Source organism: Microcystis sp. Msp_OC_L_20101000_S702 (genome assembly GCF_007095705.1).
GTDB classification, from domain to species: Bacteria; Cyanobacteriota; Cyanobacteriia; order Cyanobacteriales; family Microcystaceae; genus Microcystis; species Microcystis ichthyoblabe_A.
On sequence record NZ_SFBO01000191.1, the window covers coordinates 1 to 16235 of the forward strand.

General features: G+C 40.7%; 18 protein-coding genes and 1 pseudogene. 6 read left to right on the forward strand and 13 right to left on the reverse strand.

Translation table 11 applies throughout. The features are described from left to right. Window positions 1-125: 125 nt before the first annotated feature. Entirely contained in the window at window positions 126-443 is a 318-nt protein-coding gene (locus EWV60_RS19840; RefSeq protein ID WP_287234215.1) for a polyhydroxyalkanoate biosynthesis repressor PhaR, read from the forward strand. A 62-nt stretch (window positions 444-505) separates the two neighbouring features. Here EWV60_RS19840 and mnmE read toward each other — a convergent pair whose 3' ends face one another. Then, window positions 506-1879, reverse strand: a complete 1374-nt coding sequence (gene mnmE / locus EWV60_RS19845; RefSeq protein WP_287234217.1) for a tRNA uridine-5-carboxymethylaminomethyl(34) synthesis GTPase MnmE — start codon at window positions 1877-1879, stop codon at window positions 506-508. Between the two features lie 53 nt (window positions 1880-1932). On the opposite strand from mnmE, the gene EWV60_RS19850 reads away from it, so the two are divergent. Further along, on the forward strand, window positions 1933-2466 hold the full coding sequence (locus EWV60_RS19850) for a DUF2062 domain-containing protein (RefSeq protein WP_002750395.1): 534 nt from the start codon (window positions 1933-1935) through the stop codon (window positions 2464-2466). Window positions 2467-2758: 292 nt separating this feature from the next. Here the strand turns inward: EWV60_RS19850 and EWV60_RS19855 are convergent, their stop codons facing one another. The 12 genes and pseudogenes from EWV60_RS19855 to EWV60_RS19905 form a co-directional block, all read right to left on the reverse strand. Next, window positions 2759-3157 carry a HEPN domain-containing protein gene (locus tag EWV60_RS19855; protein ID WP_002750396.1) on the reverse strand — a complete coding sequence of 133 codons (399 nt, stop codon included), beginning with the start codon at window positions 3155-3157 and terminating at the stop codon, window positions 2759-2761. Next, window positions 3154-3468: a nucleotidyltransferase domain-containing protein gene (locus EWV60_RS19860; protein WP_002737075.1), complete on the reverse strand. Its 315-nt coding sequence runs from the start codon at window positions 3466-3468 to the stop codon at window positions 3154-3156. The genes EWV60_RS19855 and EWV60_RS19860 overlap by 4 nt, the downstream gene beginning before the upstream one ends. A gap of 397 nt (window positions 3469-3865) precedes the next feature. Beyond that, the gene (locus EWV60_RS19865; RefSeq protein ID WP_008197333.1) at window positions 3866-4273 is read right to left on the reverse strand and encodes a type II toxin-antitoxin system VapC family toxin; all 408 of its coding nucleotides are present in this window, start codon (window positions 4271-4273) and stop codon (window positions 3866-3868) included. Window positions 4274-4275: 2 nt separating this feature from the next. Continuing rightward, the gene (locus tag EWV60_RS19870; protein WP_002756510.1) at window positions 4276-4518 is read right to left on the reverse strand and encodes a hypothetical protein; all 243 of its coding nucleotides are present in this window, start codon (window positions 4516-4518) and stop codon (window positions 4276-4278) included. A 93-nt stretch (window positions 4519-4611) separates the two neighbouring features. After that, the gene (locus EWV60_RS19875) at window positions 4612-4923 is read right to left on the reverse strand and encodes a tetratricopeptide repeat protein (protein ID WP_287234220.1); all 312 of its coding nucleotides are present in this window, start codon (window positions 4921-4923) and stop codon (window positions 4612-4614) included. Window positions 4924-4939: 16 nt separating this feature from the next. Then, on the reverse strand, window positions 4940-5197 hold the full coding sequence (locus EWV60_RS19880; RefSeq protein WP_287234222.1) for a ParE family toxin-like protein: 258 nt from the start codon (window positions 5195-5197) through the stop codon (window positions 4940-4942). Next, a complete protein-coding gene (locus EWV60_RS19885) occupies window positions 5175-5396 on the reverse strand; it encodes a hypothetical protein (RefSeq protein WP_123230564.1) in 222 nt (73 codons plus the stop codon). Before EWV60_RS19885 ends, EWV60_RS19880 begins: the two co-directional genes overlap by 23 nt. Window positions 5397-5468: 72 nt before the next feature. Further along, window positions 5469-7994 (reverse strand): tetratricopeptide repeat protein, encoded by a 2526-nt coding sequence (locus EWV60_RS23470; RefSeq protein WP_502705836.1) that lies wholly within the window; start codon window positions 7992-7994, stop codon window positions 5469-5471. Window positions 7995-8966: 972 nt separating this feature from the next. Further along, window positions 8967-9653: pseudogene (locus EWV60_RS23475) on the reverse strand (caspase family protein); the annotation flags it as partial. Between the two features lie 3 nt (window positions 9654-9656). After that, window positions 9657-10046 carry a hypothetical protein gene (locus EWV60_RS19895; RefSeq protein WP_287234226.1) on the reverse strand — a complete coding sequence of 130 codons (390 nt, stop codon included), beginning with the start codon at window positions 10044-10046 and terminating at the stop codon, window positions 9657-9659. A gap of 57 nt (window positions 10047-10103) precedes the next feature. Continuing rightward, window positions 10104-10535: a hypothetical protein gene (locus EWV60_RS19900; RefSeq protein ID WP_287234228.1), complete on the reverse strand. Its 432-nt coding sequence runs from the start codon at window positions 10533-10535 to the stop codon at window positions 10104-10106. A gap of 244 nt (window positions 10536-10779) precedes the next feature. After that, the gene (locus EWV60_RS19905) at window positions 10780-11382 is read right to left on the reverse strand and encodes a DUF3782 domain-containing protein (protein WP_287234230.1); all 603 of its coding nucleotides are present in this window, start codon (window positions 11380-11382) and stop codon (window positions 10780-10782) included. Window positions 11383-11979: 597 nt separating this feature from the next. Here EWV60_RS19905 and EWV60_RS19910 point away from each other — a divergent pair. The 4 genes from EWV60_RS19910 (at window position 11980) to EWV60_RS19925 (ending at window position 15994) form a co-directional block, all read left to right on the forward strand. Continuing rightward, entirely contained in the window at window positions 11980-12804 is an 825-nt protein-coding gene (locus EWV60_RS19910; protein WP_287234232.1) for a biotin/lipoyl-binding protein, read from the forward strand. A gap of 125 nt (window positions 12805-12929) precedes the next feature. Further along, on the forward strand, window positions 12930-13484 hold the full coding sequence (locus tag EWV60_RS19915) for a hypothetical protein (RefSeq protein WP_287234233.1): 555 nt from the start codon (window positions 12930-12932) through the stop codon (window positions 13482-13484). Between the two features lie 64 nt (window positions 13485-13548). Continuing rightward, window positions 13549-13725, forward strand: a complete 177-nt coding sequence (locus tag EWV60_RS19920) for a hypothetical protein (RefSeq protein ID WP_002735384.1) — start codon at window positions 13549-13551, stop codon at window positions 13723-13725. Between the two features lie 55 nt (window positions 13726-13780). After that, window positions 13781-15994, forward strand: a complete 2214-nt coding sequence (locus EWV60_RS19925; RefSeq protein ID WP_353734407.1) for an aromatic acid exporter family protein — start codon at window positions 13781-13783, stop codon at window positions 15992-15994. Window positions 15995-16235: the final 241 nt, after the last annotated feature.

Sequence of the window (16235 nt, forward strand, 5' to 3'; positions counted from 1 at the left end):
CAGTAATATCTGAGTTCTCTAATTCTCAACAAGACTACAGTTAATCGCTCCTGAAAGAAAATTTTCTTAAAGCCTAGACTAAGATAAAATTATATCCAACCAGATGCAGTATAGGAGTTGACCCAATGTCTAACGAAACTGTTACTTATTCCCTTGATGTCGTCCTTAAAGAAATTAAAGACAGTATCAAGGAAGTTAGCCAGAAATTCGATAAGATTGATGAACGGTTTGATCGATTAGATAATCGCTTAACAAAACTTGAGATAGGACAAGCAGATATCAAAGGGGATATTAAAGTTTTAGACGGGAAAATTGAAGGCATCGACAATCGGCTAAAATCAGTGGAAGGAACCCAAAAAAATCAGGTCTGGACATTGATTATCCTTTTGGGAAGTGCCATTATTACGGCCGCTTGGAAAGTCTTTTTTTCCGGCAATATCTGAGTTCTTCAATTCTCAACAAGACTACAGTTAACCGAACACAGTTGACCAGATTTCCTCATTGCTTATTTACCAATACAAAAACGGCTAAAAATGCGATCAAGTACCGATTCAGTCACTTCTTCGCCGGTAATTTCTCCTAAAGCTTGAATGGCAGTACGCAGATCGATCGACCAAAAATCAAAAGGCAAATTTTCGTCAATTGTGTTTTTGACCTGTTGCAAAGCAATTTTCGCCCTAGTTAAAGCGGCCGCCTGTCGTTGATTAATGGCTAAATCCAAATTAGCCGCCTGTATTTCTTGATTTTGGACAGCATTAATAATAGTTTTTTCTAAGTCTTCAATACCCTGATTTTGGGCAGCGGATAGCTTGACAACTCGCTCAATTTCTGCTGGATAAATTACCGTTTCAGGATTGGCTAAATCAATTTTATTAATCACTAAAATTAATCGGCGATCGCTGACAGAGCGATAAATTTCCTCGTCCTCCTGGGTCCATCCTGACTCTGCGGAGACGGTTAAGAGAACTAAATCAGCAGACCGGGCCGTTTGACGGGAACGTTCCACCCCAATTCGTTCAACTCGATCGCTGGCCGAGCGAATTCCAGCCGTATCGAGGACTTGTACGGGTATTCCCGCCACAACTAGCTGAGATTCGACGATATCGCGGGTAGTGCCGGGTAAATCGGTGACAATCGCTCGATCGCTCCGACTCCAAGCATTTAACAAACTTGATTTACCCACATTCGGCCGTCCCACGATCGCCACTTTTAGACCACTACGCAGCAATTCCCCGCGCTCGGCAGTAGCTAAAATTAAATTTACTTGACAAAAAACCTGTTCTATGCTATGGAGAACCGCCTCGTGATCCAAGGGCGGTAAATCCTCTTCAAAGTCAATACGGGCCTCAATTTCAGCCAAAATATCGAGACAGGTGGCACGCAAATGCCGGATCGGTTGCGCGAGTTTTCCCTGCAACCCAGCGAGGGCAAATTGTGCCGCTTGGGGAGAACGCGCCCCAACGAGATCGACGACGCTTTCGGCTTGAGTTAGGTCAATTCTGCCGTTAAGAAAGGCACGCAGGCTAAATTCCCCCGCTTGGGCCAAACGCGCCCCATTTTCTAGACATAACTGTAACACCTGTTGTACGGGCATAATGCCGCCATGACAGTGAAATTCCACCACATCCTCGCGGGTGAAAGAGCGGGGCGCTAACATGAGCAGCAGCAAAGCTTCATCGATAATTGCTTGACTTTGGGGGTGCCGGATATAACCGTAGAGAAGACGATGACTTTGCCATTTTTGACGATTGCGGGTATGGAAAAGCCGACGAGCGATCGCCACTGCCTGACTACCGGATAAACGGACAATACCGATACTACCCTGTTCCGGAATGATCGCCGTAGCGATGGCGGCGATCGTATCCCCTGTGTTTAACATCTCTGAATCACTCCTTGCTAAAATTGAAGTTGGTATCAATTTTGTCAGCATTTATGCCCAAAAATATGCGCTCACGGTCATTAAAAGCGAAAAATAAAGAAAATAGCCTAATTAATCGTCTGAAGCGCTTCTGTCGCTACTGGTGGATTCGCTTAGTGCGATTGCAGGGACATCCGATCGAAATCGCTCGCGGGTTAGCGGTGGGGGTGTTTTCTGGGGCCTTTCCCTGGCTAGGATTACAGACCATTATTGCGATTTTTTTAGCTTTCTGTGTGCGGGGCAATAAAATCGCGGCAGCGGCAGCCACTTGGGTGAGTAATCCCTTTACCTATATTCCCGTGTTTTTGTTTAACTATAAATTGGGAGAATTGTTTTTAGGTAAAGGAAATCAAGCGATCGATAGTCGTATTTTTGCCTCTAACCAAAGTTGGGCGGAAAATTGGGGGAGTTTGAGCGGTGAATTTCTCTTAACGTTATTTTTTGGCAGTTTGATTACAGGTCTGTTGGCGAGCATTATCACTTATTTTGTTAGTTATCGTCTCCTCAGTCAATGGCATCATCGCCGACAAACAAGGAGAAAACGCTGATAAATTGTCACCGTTCAGGGGGGGACGAAATCTGGTAATCTAAGAGGCATGGATGAGAAGCACCTACGGTAATCCCATAATAAGTCTAAACTGTTATTTGATTGAATGAATACTATGATTGTGTTGTATTCAGCAAGTCTTCATCAATGATCAGTTATAGTCCATCCCATAATCCCATCAATCACAGTTAAGACGATGGCTGTGACTGTCGCATCATTTGTAAATTATTACGAATCATTTGTGTATTGAGATGCTCTTTACTTAATGTATTGACATACAATACTTTTGTCATTTAATCAGTAGGAAGTAGGTCTGAAATTATATTTAAAAAATCTCTCACTTTTGCAATGAAAGGAAGAACTTGTAATTCATCAAAATCTGCAAAGTCTGTATAATCTGCTTCGAGACGGTATTCAAACAATTCGTTATAAATTGCACCAAAGTCTTTTGAAATAATTTCGCTACGGATGTAGTTTTTGTTGAAGAGACTACGGACACCTGTATGTTTTGGAGATGAGAGATTATCATAAGCAAGTAAAGCCGTAACAGCATAAAAGCAACTATAGTACAGACGATTGATACAACTATTCCATCTTGCACCATCAGCAAGAGAACAAGCATCTTGATAAGCTTCCTCTGCACGATTTAAACGATACCTAATTAGTTGATCGTGAGGGGAATTTTTACTCATAGCATAATAGCTTCTTTGTTAACTGATTGCCAGAAAGGAGTAGTTTGTAATAAGGGATGTTCCCATTGATTTTTGCTGCGAACAATGGTACAAATAACTTCTTCTGTTTCCCATTCGATTTCATAAATTTGACGACGGATTTGAGATGTGCGAGTAGGGTTAGTGATCCCATCAACTAATACTAATATATCCCAATCAGAGTCTGGTTGAGCATCGTTTCGCGCCCGTGAACCATAAAGAAATATTTGCGCTTGTGGTTCGATCGCTTGTACTGCTTGTTTAATTTTATTGAGTAATAGTTGTTTGTCCATGATTTTTTATGACCTTTTTGTACTGCAAAACAATATTAACAATATAGTCCATCCCATAATCCCATAATAAGTCTAAACTGTTATTTGAATGATTGAATGAATACTATGATTGTGTTGTATTCAGCAAGTCTTCATCAATGATCAATTATAGTCCATCCCATAATCCCATAATAAGTCCAAACTATGATTGAAATGATTGAATGAATACTATGATTGTGTTGTATTCAGCAAGTCTTCATCAATGATCAATTATAGTCCATCCCATAATCCCATAAATCACAGTTAAGACGATGGATATTGCTGTTGTCGCATCATTTGTAAACTTTTCCGAATTTGAACAATAGTAGAGTGATTTTTCCTAATAGTCGTTGACTCCATTTTATAGTATTTCTATTGTTTAAAAAAGAATAATAAAACCTTCTTGGGTAAAGTGCTTGTCATGGGTAAGCACTTCAAAAATATCCATTTGTTGCATAATTATCATTGATATGCAGTCTGTAATACTATAACCTTTGTCTGACCGTTGTTTATATAATTCAAAACCTAATTGACGTAATTCTGGTGTATAGGAAATAACTTGTATTGTTTTTTCCCGTAGCATTTGCGTACACATTAAGAGTGCTTTCTGTCTCATAATAGTTCCTCTACATGAAGCATAGTTCAGTATCTCATCAATAATGCCATCCGTTGTTATTAGTTGATCATTGATACAATTATGGGCATAGTTGAGTGCGATTTGATGCCAGTCATCTTTGGGGTTGAGTAAAGCGATCCAATAAAAGGTGTCGGCAAAAATTTGCTTCATGGTTAATGTTTAGGAGTACCGTAGATGTAATGATCATGTTCCTCTGCACTATCGGTTGGTAAGGTATCTAAAACTTCTTGAGGAATATCAGCAGTGAGTTCTTCGATAAATCGCGCGAAAGGTTTAGATTGTTCTTGCGATCGATGATGTTTGATTTTGGCTAACAATAAAAAGTCAAAAACTTCTTCTATTACCTCATCGGATACTGTTTCAATTTCATGAATTAGTTGTTCTTTAATGGTCATAATTTTACCTTTGTAAGTTCTTCAACTATAGCCTATATCAGTTATCAGTGATTAATTCAATTATAGTCCATCCCATAATCCCATCAATCACAGTTAAGACGATGGATGTTGCTGTTGTCGCAGCGTTTGTAAATTTTCCCGAAATATTATTGTATTAGGATGATTCTCCCCTAAAGCTTGCTCGGCTATGTCTAAAGCTTGCTGGTAGAGTGGTTCAGCTTCTTCGTACCTTCCTTGAGATTGGTAGAGTTTTGCTAAATTATTAAGATTTTCAGTGATATTGGGATAGTTATCGCCTTCAAAAATTTCTGGACAGTATTTTTTTTGATTTGCCAGAAATTCCTGTGAGGTAACTTCAGTAAAATATTGGTGGATAATATTGCGAAATTCTTTAGGCTCTAGCATGGTTAATTTTCTCCTTCTATTTAATTAACTCTTCATACTCATCATGAGAACCAATCCAAAACCAGTAATAATCTTCACCTTTTTTCAATGCTAAAGCTCTATAATTCTCAGTTATTCGGACTGACCAGACATTTTTCCCTACTTTCTTGAAATGTAATGATCGATGGAAAACATTACTAATCCAGAGACGATAGGCTTTTCTTGCCTGTTGCTTAATGTAGGGAGGTAAGTTGGCATAACATTGCCAAAAATCAGGAGTTGTTAAGGATTTCATCTAAAGGCTTAACTTGATTGTTACTGATATCATTGTTGACTTTTTGTAATAGTTGATCGAGTTTCCCTGATTCGAGATCGTTTTTTATCTGTTTGTCCCAACTATCATCAAGATAGTCTTGTAACCAAGCTGATAATTGATGGATTTCTTCGTCAGGCAACTGGAGAATCGCGGATTCAATATCTTTGAGTGTAGTCATGATTGTTTGGTTGATTGAAGGTGATTGTATTATTTTATATTGTTGTATTATCGGATAGGTTAATAACCCATCCTACGGGAGCGACTCTAAGTTTTCCCGAATCTTAACAGTAGTAGGATGATTCTCCCCTAAAGCTTGCTCGGCAATTGCTAATGCTTGTAAATAGAGAGGTTCCGCTTCTGTGTACCTGCCTTGGGATTCGTACAACTGTGCTAAATTGTTAAGGGAACTTGCCAAATCGGGATGATTGTTTCCTAAGAGTCGTTTTCTCAAATCTAATGCTTCTAGATAGAGAGGTTCTGCTTCTGTGTACCTGCCTTGGGATTGGTACAATGCTGCTAAATTGTTGAGGGAATTTGCCACATCGGGATGATTGTCTCCTAAGAGTCGTTTTCTCAAATCTAATGCTTCTAGATAGAGAGGTTCCGCTTCTGTGTATCTGCCTTGGGAACGGTACAATTCTGATAAATTGTTGAGGGAAGTTGCCACATCGGGATGATTGTCTCCTAAGAGTCGTTTATCCAAATCTAATGCTTCTAGATAGAGAGGTTCCGCTTCTGTGTATCTGCCTTGGGATTGGTACAATTCTGCTAAATTGTTGAGGGAAGTTGCCACAGACGGATGATTGTCTCCTAAGAGTCGTTTTCTCAAATCTAATGCTTGTAGATAGAGAGGTTCCGCTTCTGTGTATCTGCCTTGGGATTGGTACAATGCTGCTAAATTGTTGAGGGAAGCTGCCACAGAGGGATGATTGTCTCCTAAGAGTCGTTTTCTCAAATCTAATGCTTCTAGATGGAGAGGTTCCGCTTCTGTGTACCTGCCTTGGGAATGGTACAATTCTGCTAAATTGTTGAGGGAAGAAGCAACATCTGGATGATTGTCACCTAATAGTCGTTTCCTCAAATCTAATGCTTCTAGATAGAGAGGTTCCGCTTCTGTGTACCTGCCTTGAGAATAGTACAGAAATGCTAAATTGTTGAGGGAAGTTGCAACATTGGGATCACTCTCCCCTAATAGTCGTTTACACAATTCTATTGCTTGTAAATAGAGGGGTTCAGCTTCTGCGTAGTTTCCTTCGGATTCGTACAAGTTTGCCAAATTATTGAGGGAAGTCGCAACATTGGGATGATTGTCACCTAATAGCCGTTTATACAATCCTAAAGCTTGTAAATAGAGGGGTTCAGCTTCTGCGTACCTTCCTTGGGATTCGTACAATAATGCTAGATTGTTAAGAGAAGTAGCTACATCGGGATGTTCTTTTCCCAAGCGGCGGAGAGTTACTTCTAGACATTGCTGATACCAAAGTTTAGCTTGTTCGTACAATCCTTGTCCATAATAGAAATTTCCCAATCCTCCCAAAGACGGGATTAAATCCTCTTCTTTCAGCCATTGTTCCAACTCTGTCGCTGACTCCGCAATATGGGGAATAGATAGGGCGACGGCTTCCACTTGCTCCTTCGTTGGAGTCTGAGGAATAGTCTTTGCCTCCTCAACCATTCCCCGACAAAAGGATCGTTTCAACTCATCCCCATCCTCTCGCAGTACCAACTTAGCTTGAAAAAACTGTCGCACCAACGGATGAAACTGATAAACTTCTCCTGCTACTGCTTGCAACAGATTGAGATTGAGTAATTGCTCCTCTCTAATCTCTTCCAACTCCTCCTCATCTTCAGCAGACAAACACCTTTCTACCACCAACCGCCAAGGAATAGGAGCCAACGCAAAGAGACTGAGGAAACAGCCTAAATCCCGTGCTGGCTGATTCAACTCCTCCCAACTCAACTCAAAAACTGCCTCTACTCCTCTTTGTGCCGTCATATCTGCCGAAGGATTCTGCAAAGCAGACAACTGCAAGCCTTTATCTAGCAACTGCTGCTGCATCCTCGCCAATGTCCAATTAGTACGCCGCTTGAGGAAACGTCCCACCAATTCCAAGCCTAAAGGCAAATACCCTAGCCACGCACATAGCCCATTCCCTACCTCCAATTCAGCTTGCAGACGCGACGCACCAATCAGAGATTCCAGTAAAGCAAGGGTGGCTGATTCGCTTAAAACGGATAAGCGCAACTGTTCAAACGATGCTGCCAGCGACTGTTGCCGAGTCGTAATCAACACCTTAAATCGTTGTTCTTGGGGAGGCAAAAAATCTTTGATCTCCTCATACTGATGCACATCATCTAAGATTAGCAGTACATCCCCTGGCGGTTGCCATCTCGCCCAACAATAATCCAATTGCTCCCGCAAAATCAAATCTTCAGGAGGAAACAAACCCAACTGCGACTTAGCAAATTCTAATATTTGTCCTCCCACTGTTCCCCTTTGCACCCCGATCCAGCAAATACCACCTGCATAAGTTAATTTTTCCTTATGATGTAGAGCATACTGGAGTGCTAATTCTGTCTTACCGACTCCTGCCATTCCTGTAACGACGGCGGTAATCGCAATTCTTTCTTGTTGCTGTAACTGGTCGTGCAGTTGTGCCATTGCGTCCTCACGCCCCACGAAATTAGCGGCCCCTGTACGCGCCCGATTTAGATTATTAGGGGTAGGGATATTTACTGTAATATGAGGGATATTTACTGTAATACCATCTCCTATAACACCGCTAACACCTCTAAAACTGCCGTTAAAATCGAAATAATTAGAAGCGGCAATATTATTTTCCAAAATTTCATTACTAAACTCATTTCGACGTAAGAGACTAACACATATATATTCTCCCTGTAATTTTTTACAAGTTAGGCTCTCTAAACCATTGTTTTCTATATATTCCTTGAATAAAGTAAAACCTTGACCAATTCCTTCATATCCTGATAATTGAGAAAGATAGAGAGCAATATCCACATCAATTGGAATTGATACAGATGTTGATTCCTTTATAAGTTCTTCCCAAGATGTATTATCTGGAAAATTACCAGGGCTTTTGACTTCAAGAGCTTCAGGTGTAATAATCACTTGAACATGACTATTTAATTGGTAGTTTCTATGAGCAATCGCATTAGAAATTATCTCCCGTGCCACTTCTAAATCTATATCGTCAATTTCTTGTCGAATTCCTTTTTTATTAATAAACGAAATCCTTTTTGTTGCTTGTTTTATCCGTTCAAATAATTTTTCTATTTGATGAATCAAAGGTCCATTAATATCATCTCTTTGAAAAATAGTTTCTCCTCTAGTTCTGTCCACAAAAGTAGATTTACATTGAGAAAAAATTCTCTCAGGGGTTTTATGAAAACATAATACAGCAGCCTTGTGTAAATATTGTTTTCCTTCATGGTAAATAGGAGAATAAAGTTTAAGTTCATCAACTATTTTTTCCAAATTATTCTGCTCTTCTTCAGATAATCCCATCTTCGTTGCATATTTTTTGATCAATTCTAAATCTATTTTATCAAGACTTGCTTGCGTACATGGATGCCTATTTGGATGAATTGTTTCATGAAGAAATTTTAATTCTTCAAGGGAAGTAACGCGGTTTGGTTGCCCATTTTCCTTAGATTTATCTTGTAAGATGTGTTTGTTTCTGGCAATCCAAATATCAGAATCAGCATTAATTACTTTTAATTGTGGACGCTGATTAAATTGGGAATAAAGAGGATCTTGATCAAGTTTATTTTTTATATAATTAATGATATCTCCGACATAAATATAAGGCTTGTTGCTGTTGCCTTCTAATCCGTTCTCTATTGCTTCACATAAAAATTTTGTAAAAATTCCAGAGTCTCCTTTTTTTGTTTCACGGGATACTTGAGTTTCCTGACAAGAAGCAATAATAACTATTCCTTTAGGAAGTTTTTGATTGCTTTTTTCTAGTTCCGAGACTAATGATTCTGAAGACCGAATTCCTTTAGTTGCAGCCCCACTATGACAGGCATCAAGAATTAAAATTGCTCGATTTACTTTATAAGTAGATAAATAGCTTATCAAGTTAGAAAAAGGAAGCAAATCCCTATCCCTTAGTCCTAGTTTTAAACAATATTCTTCTCCTCTGATAGTACCATGTCCTGAGAAATAAAAAATTAGTTGATCTTGGATGTTCCAATTTTCTATTATTGGCAAAAAATAGTCTAAAAAATTAGTCTGGCTTTGACACTCATGTAAAGGTTTTGGTCTATTACTTTGACAATCTCCCAACTCAGAATTTGTTAACCAAGAATGAACCCGCGAAACATCAGAAATAACGCCACTTAGTTCTCCTTCATTGATAGCACAAATAGCAACAGCAATTCTTTGTGACTGTTTTTCTGAAGTATCCATAGTTTACTGTTTCAATATTTTTACACTAACTGTTCCGTGATGAGGTTGAGAATTAATCTCAGACAGCAAGGATTGAATTTCTTTCAAGGATAAATTTTTCATTAAAAATCTTTTTTGCTGTCCATTGGCATCAACAGTGATAGATATAGAATATTGACTTTGTTGAGATTCCCAGTATTGAAGAACTGAAACCAAGGTTTGAATCCCTGTTAATACTAAAGATGCTATTGCTATACCGATAGCCAAGCCACCGTCTCGGATTCCCACCTCTGCTTCTCTGGTTTCAATACTTACAGAACAGTCGCATTCTTCTTCAATTAGTCGAGCAAGATTTTTTAGGTGATAAGAATCATCCTCGGTGGTTGCTCCTTCAAAAGAAATCCTGACATCCATACACACTACCTCTAATAATATCCAAAAAATTTGCCCTCTGATCCTGTGTCACGATTGTTATTTGCTGCCTATATTGGCAAGATGAATCCCCCCAATATAGGCAGTTCCCCCCTCAACCTTTGTCTGCCAACCCTTAGCATTATCAGCATTATTTTGAATCATACTACTATTATCCTGAATTTTACCCGCTTGGATCGTCTGCGCTAAAACCTTTAACTCTTTCGCAAAATCAGGGTCTTCATCCAAAATCACATCCAAATTTTTAGTCAAGGTTTCAACCGCTTTACTATCACCCCTCTCAACCTTAGCCAATGCTTCATCAACTTTAGGAGATTTTCCTGTTAAGCGAGTTTTGATCTTTTCCCATAAAATGGGAATCTTAGCCAAAGCTTCAGCCGTAAAGCGTTTCGCTAAATCCCCCGTCCCAGACTTCACAAACTCTTGTACTGCTAAGGTGACAAGTAAACCTGCTGTTAATGGCTCAGTCATTTTTAAATTTTCCTCTAATAGTAATTCAAATTGGGTTTGAGACTCTAAACGTTTGGAGAAAAATAAAATCTCTAAATTTTCAATCTCTTCACTCTCACCGATTCAAACAAGCGACAATTTCATCGCCAATCTCCTCAGATTTCTGTTCAGGATATCCTAACAAAAATGGCTCTCTTGGATTTGGTGGGTAAAATGTATTCTAAGATACATTTCTCCTAGCGAGGGGGTGGAACGAAAGCTAAACCTACCAAACCCAGGGCGTAAACTCCGCATCATTTAAAATTATTACATTTTCCCCTGACTGCACCAACACAAATAAACCCTGACGACAAGCGTAACTCGCCACCTCATTGGGAACAATCATCGCTGCCACCGCTCCCAAAGCCTTTACATCTCGAAAACGAGGCATTAACCGCTTAAACTTCGCCAAACGTTGTAAATGCTCATCCACATCCCTTTGAGTTAACTTACTTTTGACCTCCACTAAAATGGCATCGGTATCATTCACTACCAATAGATCAATCTCTAAACCCTCATTATCCCGTTTTACCGAAATACCAGGGTGAAACTCATGCACATCAATACCCCGCTCTTGAAAAAGACGCACCACCGCAGGACGCACTTGCCACTCGACAAACTCTCCTAAACGATTGCCCAACTCCCCAATCTGCTTACTAACTCTGTTAATTTGCTTATCTGTTTCCTTGATTTGTTTATCCGTTTCTTTTTGAGCTTGGGATAACTCTTGTTGGGATTGGGATAACTCTTGTTGGGATTGGGATAACTCTTGTTGGGATTGGGCCAATTCCTTTAGTATTGCCCGAATGTCTTCAATAGTGGCTGTCATAATGAATTTTCTCAAGTTAAAATGAAATTTTCTTTATTATAGCCCGATCGCTTTTTCTCCCTTGAAGTAACCGTTCAGGGGAGGACAAAATCTAGTAATCTAAAAAGACGGAGAAAAGAGCCGCTACTGTGAGAGAGTAGTATCCATGGCTCTAGGAAAGGCAGTTCTTCTCCTTCTTTGCTGCCCTAGGAGAGTCCTTCCACAGAGTCAATGCCACTGGCGGCTTGACATCCCCCCCCTGAACGGTTACAATAAAGCTATGCGCCTTATGTAAGTTAGAAGCTAGAATGGTGTAAACTCGCTTGATAGATTATCTCTCTAGTCGGAGTGTTGGACTCAAACACTTGATCCCTAATTAGGTTGTTTTAGGTCACATCAAGAGTAATACTTTATTAGGTTTCTTACAGGAAATTTTAAAGGTTTGAGCCTTCGGTAAATCTTTCGAGGTAGCCTAGTTATCTTATGTCAAAAATAGCTTGAGCGATTTTTTCAGAGGATTTTTCTAATCTAAAGTAATATTCTCTGAATGTTTATCATGTTACAAATTAAGTGATTTTTACTCATTTCAGTACAATGGCAAAAAATCAAGCCGAATCTATGTCTGATCAGAATCATCAGCAGCCAGATATGGGTGCGAAGAAAACAACGCAGGCTAGGATAGAACATCAGGATAATAAGCAAATAAAAACGGGAATTGATCCTAAAATTGATTCGGAAAAAACGTTTAAATATTCGGAGCCAACAGGAAGATTAGGGGAGATAATCCTGCGCTTAATGCCGGTGGGTCTTTTGCTCGGAGGACTGAGTTATTGGGCGATAGTTGGTAAGATTCCGACTCCTGTTCAAGGACGAGCGGTCATTTTGATTCCTCGTTCTATTGTTAATATCGAACCCCGTCAAGGTGGACGGGTGTTAACCCTCCTGATTCAACCGAGAGATTCTGTCAAAAAAGGGCAATTACTGGCAACTTTAGAGTTTCCTGAATTAGAAACAGAATTAAAAGATAAAAAGGATAGACTAGCAGATCTCAAGCAGCAGGATAAAAGAGTGGACTCTGTTGAAGTGAGTCGTCGCCAATTGAATGCAGCCTCAGTAGATCGCCAGCAAAAGGCGAATCAGCTTCAGATTAAAGCACTTCAAGTTCAATTATCCAGTAATCAAAAACAGCGAGAAGCCTATCTCTCCCATGCTCGATACCTTAAAAATTTCCAGAACTCAACGGATGAAAGACTAGCCGCCTACGATAAACTTATCGAAGAGGGGGCTGTCGCCAAGCTAGATTTTCCCTCCTATTTATTTCAGTTCAATAATCTAGAGGCTTCTAATAGTATCAATCGCGTCCAAATAGAACTTGATCGCCTTAAGGGGGTTGATGAAAGCCTGCCAGTAGTTGAACACGGGCGGCCCAGAATAATATACTAAACACAGAAAAACGGCAAATAGACCTCCAAGATACAGCCAGTGATATTCTTCGTTACAATGCGATCGCTGACCAGCAACGAGAGATTAATACGTTAAAAACCACCATTCAAGCCAACAAAAATGTAGTGAGTCTGTACAACGGCCAGATTTTAGACTTATCTGTTAATCCGGGGGAAGTTCTGGCTCCGGGGGGGCGCATAGGTACGTTAGAAGTCTCCAATCTAAAGGCCAAGACCAACGTGGTGGCCTTGTTTAAGAGTGGTGATGCCAAACGATTAGAACCGGGCAAGGAAGTAGAAGTCGTTCCCGATCTCTATGATCGCGAACGCTATGGGGGTATCGTTGCTAAGGTAATTACCGTCGATCAGCAGCCGGTAACTGTGGCAGAACTAGCAAATATAGTCGGAAGTCATGAACTCGCCAGCAAACTGTTTCTGGGTAGAGATGAAGACGATCGCGATAAGCCTATACCCGTCAATGCAAGTGTTATCAAAGCCACTTTAGCGCTGAAGGTTGATCGCAATACACCGAGTGGTTTTTACTGGACCCAAGCCAAGGGAGCACCCCAAAGAATTACCAACGGGACTACCGCAGATGTCCATGCTGTGGTAGAAGAGCGTTCTTTGGTGAGTTACATAACCCCTGCTTTTCGCTGGATTACAGGGGTGTACGATCGTTAACCACAATCTTGCGAGCGTAAGTAGCTGAAAGAAACAACGACTAGAATAAACGGTTAAACCTAATATGGAAAATCCGAAAAGACGTTCTCAATGGTGGACTTGGTGGTTTAAGTGGTGGATTATTGCCGCAGCGTTTGTCTTAGTCATCTTGATCCATAGTGAGCCTCCTCAGCTTTGGTTTTGGTTGGTGACGTTTTTGGCACTGATTTTATATGGGATTGAGCGAGCGATTAATGGGTAACAATGAGTAAGTCGAAAAAGGATATAGAGATACCTTGGACAGTAAAAACGGGCTAATGATCAGACAGGGATTGAAATTTTCCCTGGGTGCTGCTCTCTTAACGAGTTTCTTTTGGCACCGAGGAAATGTATTAGACAACTTTGTTTATCCCGTCTTTGGGTATGTATCTGTACTGATTGAGCCATCGATGGGAGGTGCGATCGCTGCAGGTTTGGGGCGTTTGGGGGGAAGTGCTTTGGGGGGAATCATTGCCGCTATCCTGGTGAACGCCTACGGAATCCAAGGCTCAAGTTTTTTTGTCATTCCCTCTCTCACCTACATTTTAGCCGCCCTGATCTGTGAAACTTACCGATGGCAAGCCGCTTATTCCCAAGCCACACTACTGGGCGCTTTAATTGCCATGAGAGTGGTAGGAACATCAGCACAACAAGATATCTGGCTCTATTTGCGGTCGCGCCTGATCGATAACTGGATCGGAATCGCTGTGGGAATTGCTGTGGCCTTACTATTTTGGCCCCAGAATACTCGATCCGATCTCAACCGGAACTTGATGGGAATCCTTCAAGATATACCGCGCTTGTTCCAAAAAATCCTCGATCGCTACCTAAAAACTGAGGTCGAGGAGCGGGATTATTCTCTTTCTATTGAGCAGAACGAGCTTAACTTACTCAATCAGATTAAAAAATCAACACAAACTAGCCTTTCAACACTCACAAAAGCAACCCATGAATTCGGTAGTGAGATATTGGTGGCAGAAAATTGGAGTGAAATCTTGGCAATTCAGAACCAATTGACTCGACAATTAGCTGATCTGATGGCTTTTAAGGGCGAAAAGCATGAACAAAATTTAGTGTGTCAGTTCAGGGCGGAATTTTACCAATTGGCGACTCATCTTACCGACAGCTTTGATAGCTTGAGGGATCTGAGTAACGGCCAAAAAATCTTAGCTACCCCTTACCTGACAGAATTAGAAGAAGATTTAGCGAATATTGGGGGTAAACTTGATCATCTCCGAACAAGTGGAGAGATTGACCGGTATGATGTTCAAGAATCACTACAGTTTTATCAATTTATTCAACTTGTATCTCGATTTATCCAACAATGCGAGGGATTAGGAGGCAGGATAATCGATAAAACCAAAGTAACTGCAACTTTCAGGCGAAGACACCTGATTACCTTTCCCAAATGGGCCCCTATATCCCTAAAACGCCTGAGAGAAATTGTCAGTCTTGGCGTGGTTATTGGTTTGTTACTGGCTATTATTCGTCACATCGAGTTTCCCTATCCTTCTGCTTACGAAAAAGTGGCAGATATTGTGATAATAGGTGCAGTGGTCACTGTCATTCAACCGACAAGGGGTCGAGCGATCGCGATCGGTTGGGCGGCCACTGTTTCGTTGAGTTTGACGATTCTCTGTATTTACCTGTTGGTCAAGTCCTTTGGTTATAATCCTTTTAGTAGCAGTCTGGCTTATTTTTTCGCCTACTTCAGTTGTGCTTGGCTGGGGTTTACGCCGATCGCTCGCATCGGTGCGATTGTAGCAGCCGATGCCATCGGGAAGGATATTTTTCCTTTTTTCGAGCAAGGAATTTGGGCTGCACTGATTTCAGTTCCCGTAGGTGCGTTTCTGGGGGTGTTGCTGACCACTGTATTTATGACAAAATCGGCTACAAACCAACTGGAAACAGATTTTTCTGTGACTTTTAAGAAAATGGGACAGCTATATCAAAAACTGCTGACGGGCTATTTTCAGGATACGATACCACCGTCAGATATCGCCCAACTGAAGCAGGCCATCACAGTGGCGATCGCCCAACATCCAGCCTCGGTTAAGATTGCCAGTCTCGAACAAATTTCCACAGTTTTAGCAACTAAAAACAAAAATTTTTGGAATTTCTCCATCGGCTACGAACAAAAACTCTCGGCTCAACTGGATGCTTTACAAGATGGGCTACAGCAACCGCTTCCTGAACCGATACGACAAAAGTTTTTACCTGAATTACAAGCGATTGCAAAAAAGACTGCGATCGCTTTTGATGAAATTGCTGAGGCGATCGCTGCCCAGGTAATTCTCAACCCACCAAAGTTAGGATTGCTCATCGAAGAAATTGAATCTCTTGAGAAGCAGTTACTGAGCTTGCGGGTTGAGAGTCGAAGTTATCCCTTAAATGAGCTAATCGCCTTTAGCTCGGCTTTTATGACGATGAAAGCCATTGCCAGCAACTTAAATCAAATGAGTCAAGACTTCTGTATATTCAGTAGAGTGTAGGGTGCGTTAGGCGGCTATCAATTTAGTCAAAAAACTAAAATTAATAATTCGCCGTAACGCACCCTACAAGATCTGAGATCGCACTTAACCAACCAAATGACGGCGTTCCGGTGCAGCGACTTGTTATACCTGAACTTCCCCCATACATATATACTATAATAGCCGAAAACCCTTATCCATCAATGGATACGCCCCTTAACTTTTCTTGATGTACCCATGTAATTTGTAACATTTCTTAATG

Coding starts and splice junctions, on each gene's coding strand:
- EWV60_RS19840 (WP_287234215.1), top strand. CDS start 126: ATGTCTAACGAAACTGTTACTTATTCCCTTGATGTCGTCCTTAAAGAA.
- mnmE (WP_287234217.1), bottom strand. CDS start 1,879: ATGTTAAACACAGGGGATACGATCGCCGCCATCGCTACGGCGATCATT.
- EWV60_RS19850 (WP_002750395.1), top strand. CDS start 1,933: ATGCCCAAAAATATGCGCTCACGGTCATTAAAAGCGAAAAATAAAGAA.
- EWV60_RS19855 (WP_002750396.1), bottom strand. CDS start 3,157: ATGAGTAAAAATTCCCCTCACGATCAACTAATTAGGTATCGTTTAAAT.
- EWV60_RS19860 (WP_002737075.1), bottom strand. CDS start 3,468: ATGGACAAACAACTATTACTCAATAAAATTAAACAAGCAGTACAAGCG.
- EWV60_RS19865 (WP_008197333.1), bottom strand. CDS start 4,273: ATGAAGCAAATTTTTGCCGACACCTTTTATTGGATCGCTTTACTCAAC.
- EWV60_RS19870 (WP_002756510.1), bottom strand. CDS start 4,518: ATGACCATTAAAGAACAACTAATTCATGAAATTGAAACAGTATCCGAT.
- EWV60_RS19875 (WP_287234220.1), bottom strand. CDS start 4,923: ATGCTAGAGCCTAAAGAATTTCGCAATATTATCCACCAATATTTTACT.
- EWV60_RS19880 (WP_287234222.1), bottom strand. CDS start 5,197: ATGAAATCCTTAACAACTCCTGATTTTTGGCAATGTTATGCCAACTTA.
- EWV60_RS19885 (WP_123230564.1), bottom strand. CDS start 5,396: ATGACTACACTCAAAGATATTGAATCCGCGATTCTCCAGTTGCCTGAC.
- EWV60_RS19895 (WP_287234226.1), bottom strand. CDS start 10,046: ATGGATGTCAGGATTTCTTTTGAAGGAGCAACCACCGAGGATGATTCT.
- EWV60_RS19900 (WP_287234228.1), bottom strand. CDS start 10,535: ATGACTGAGCCATTAACAGCAGGTTTACTTGTCACCTTAGCAGTACAA.
- EWV60_RS19905 (WP_287234230.1), bottom strand. CDS start 11,382: ATGACAGCCACTATTGAAGACATTCGGGCAATACTAAAGGAATTGGCC.
- EWV60_RS19910 (WP_287234232.1), top strand. CDS start 11,980: ATGTCTGATCAGAATCATCAGCAGCCAGATATGGGTGCGAAGAAAACA.
- EWV60_RS19920 (WP_002735384.1), top strand. CDS start 13,549: ATGGAAAATCCGAAAAGACGTTCTCAATGGTGGACTTGGTGGTTTAAG.
- EWV60_RS19925 (WP_353734407.1), top strand. CDS start 13,781: ATGATCAGACAGGGATTGAAATTTTCCCTGGGTGCTGCTCTCTTAACG.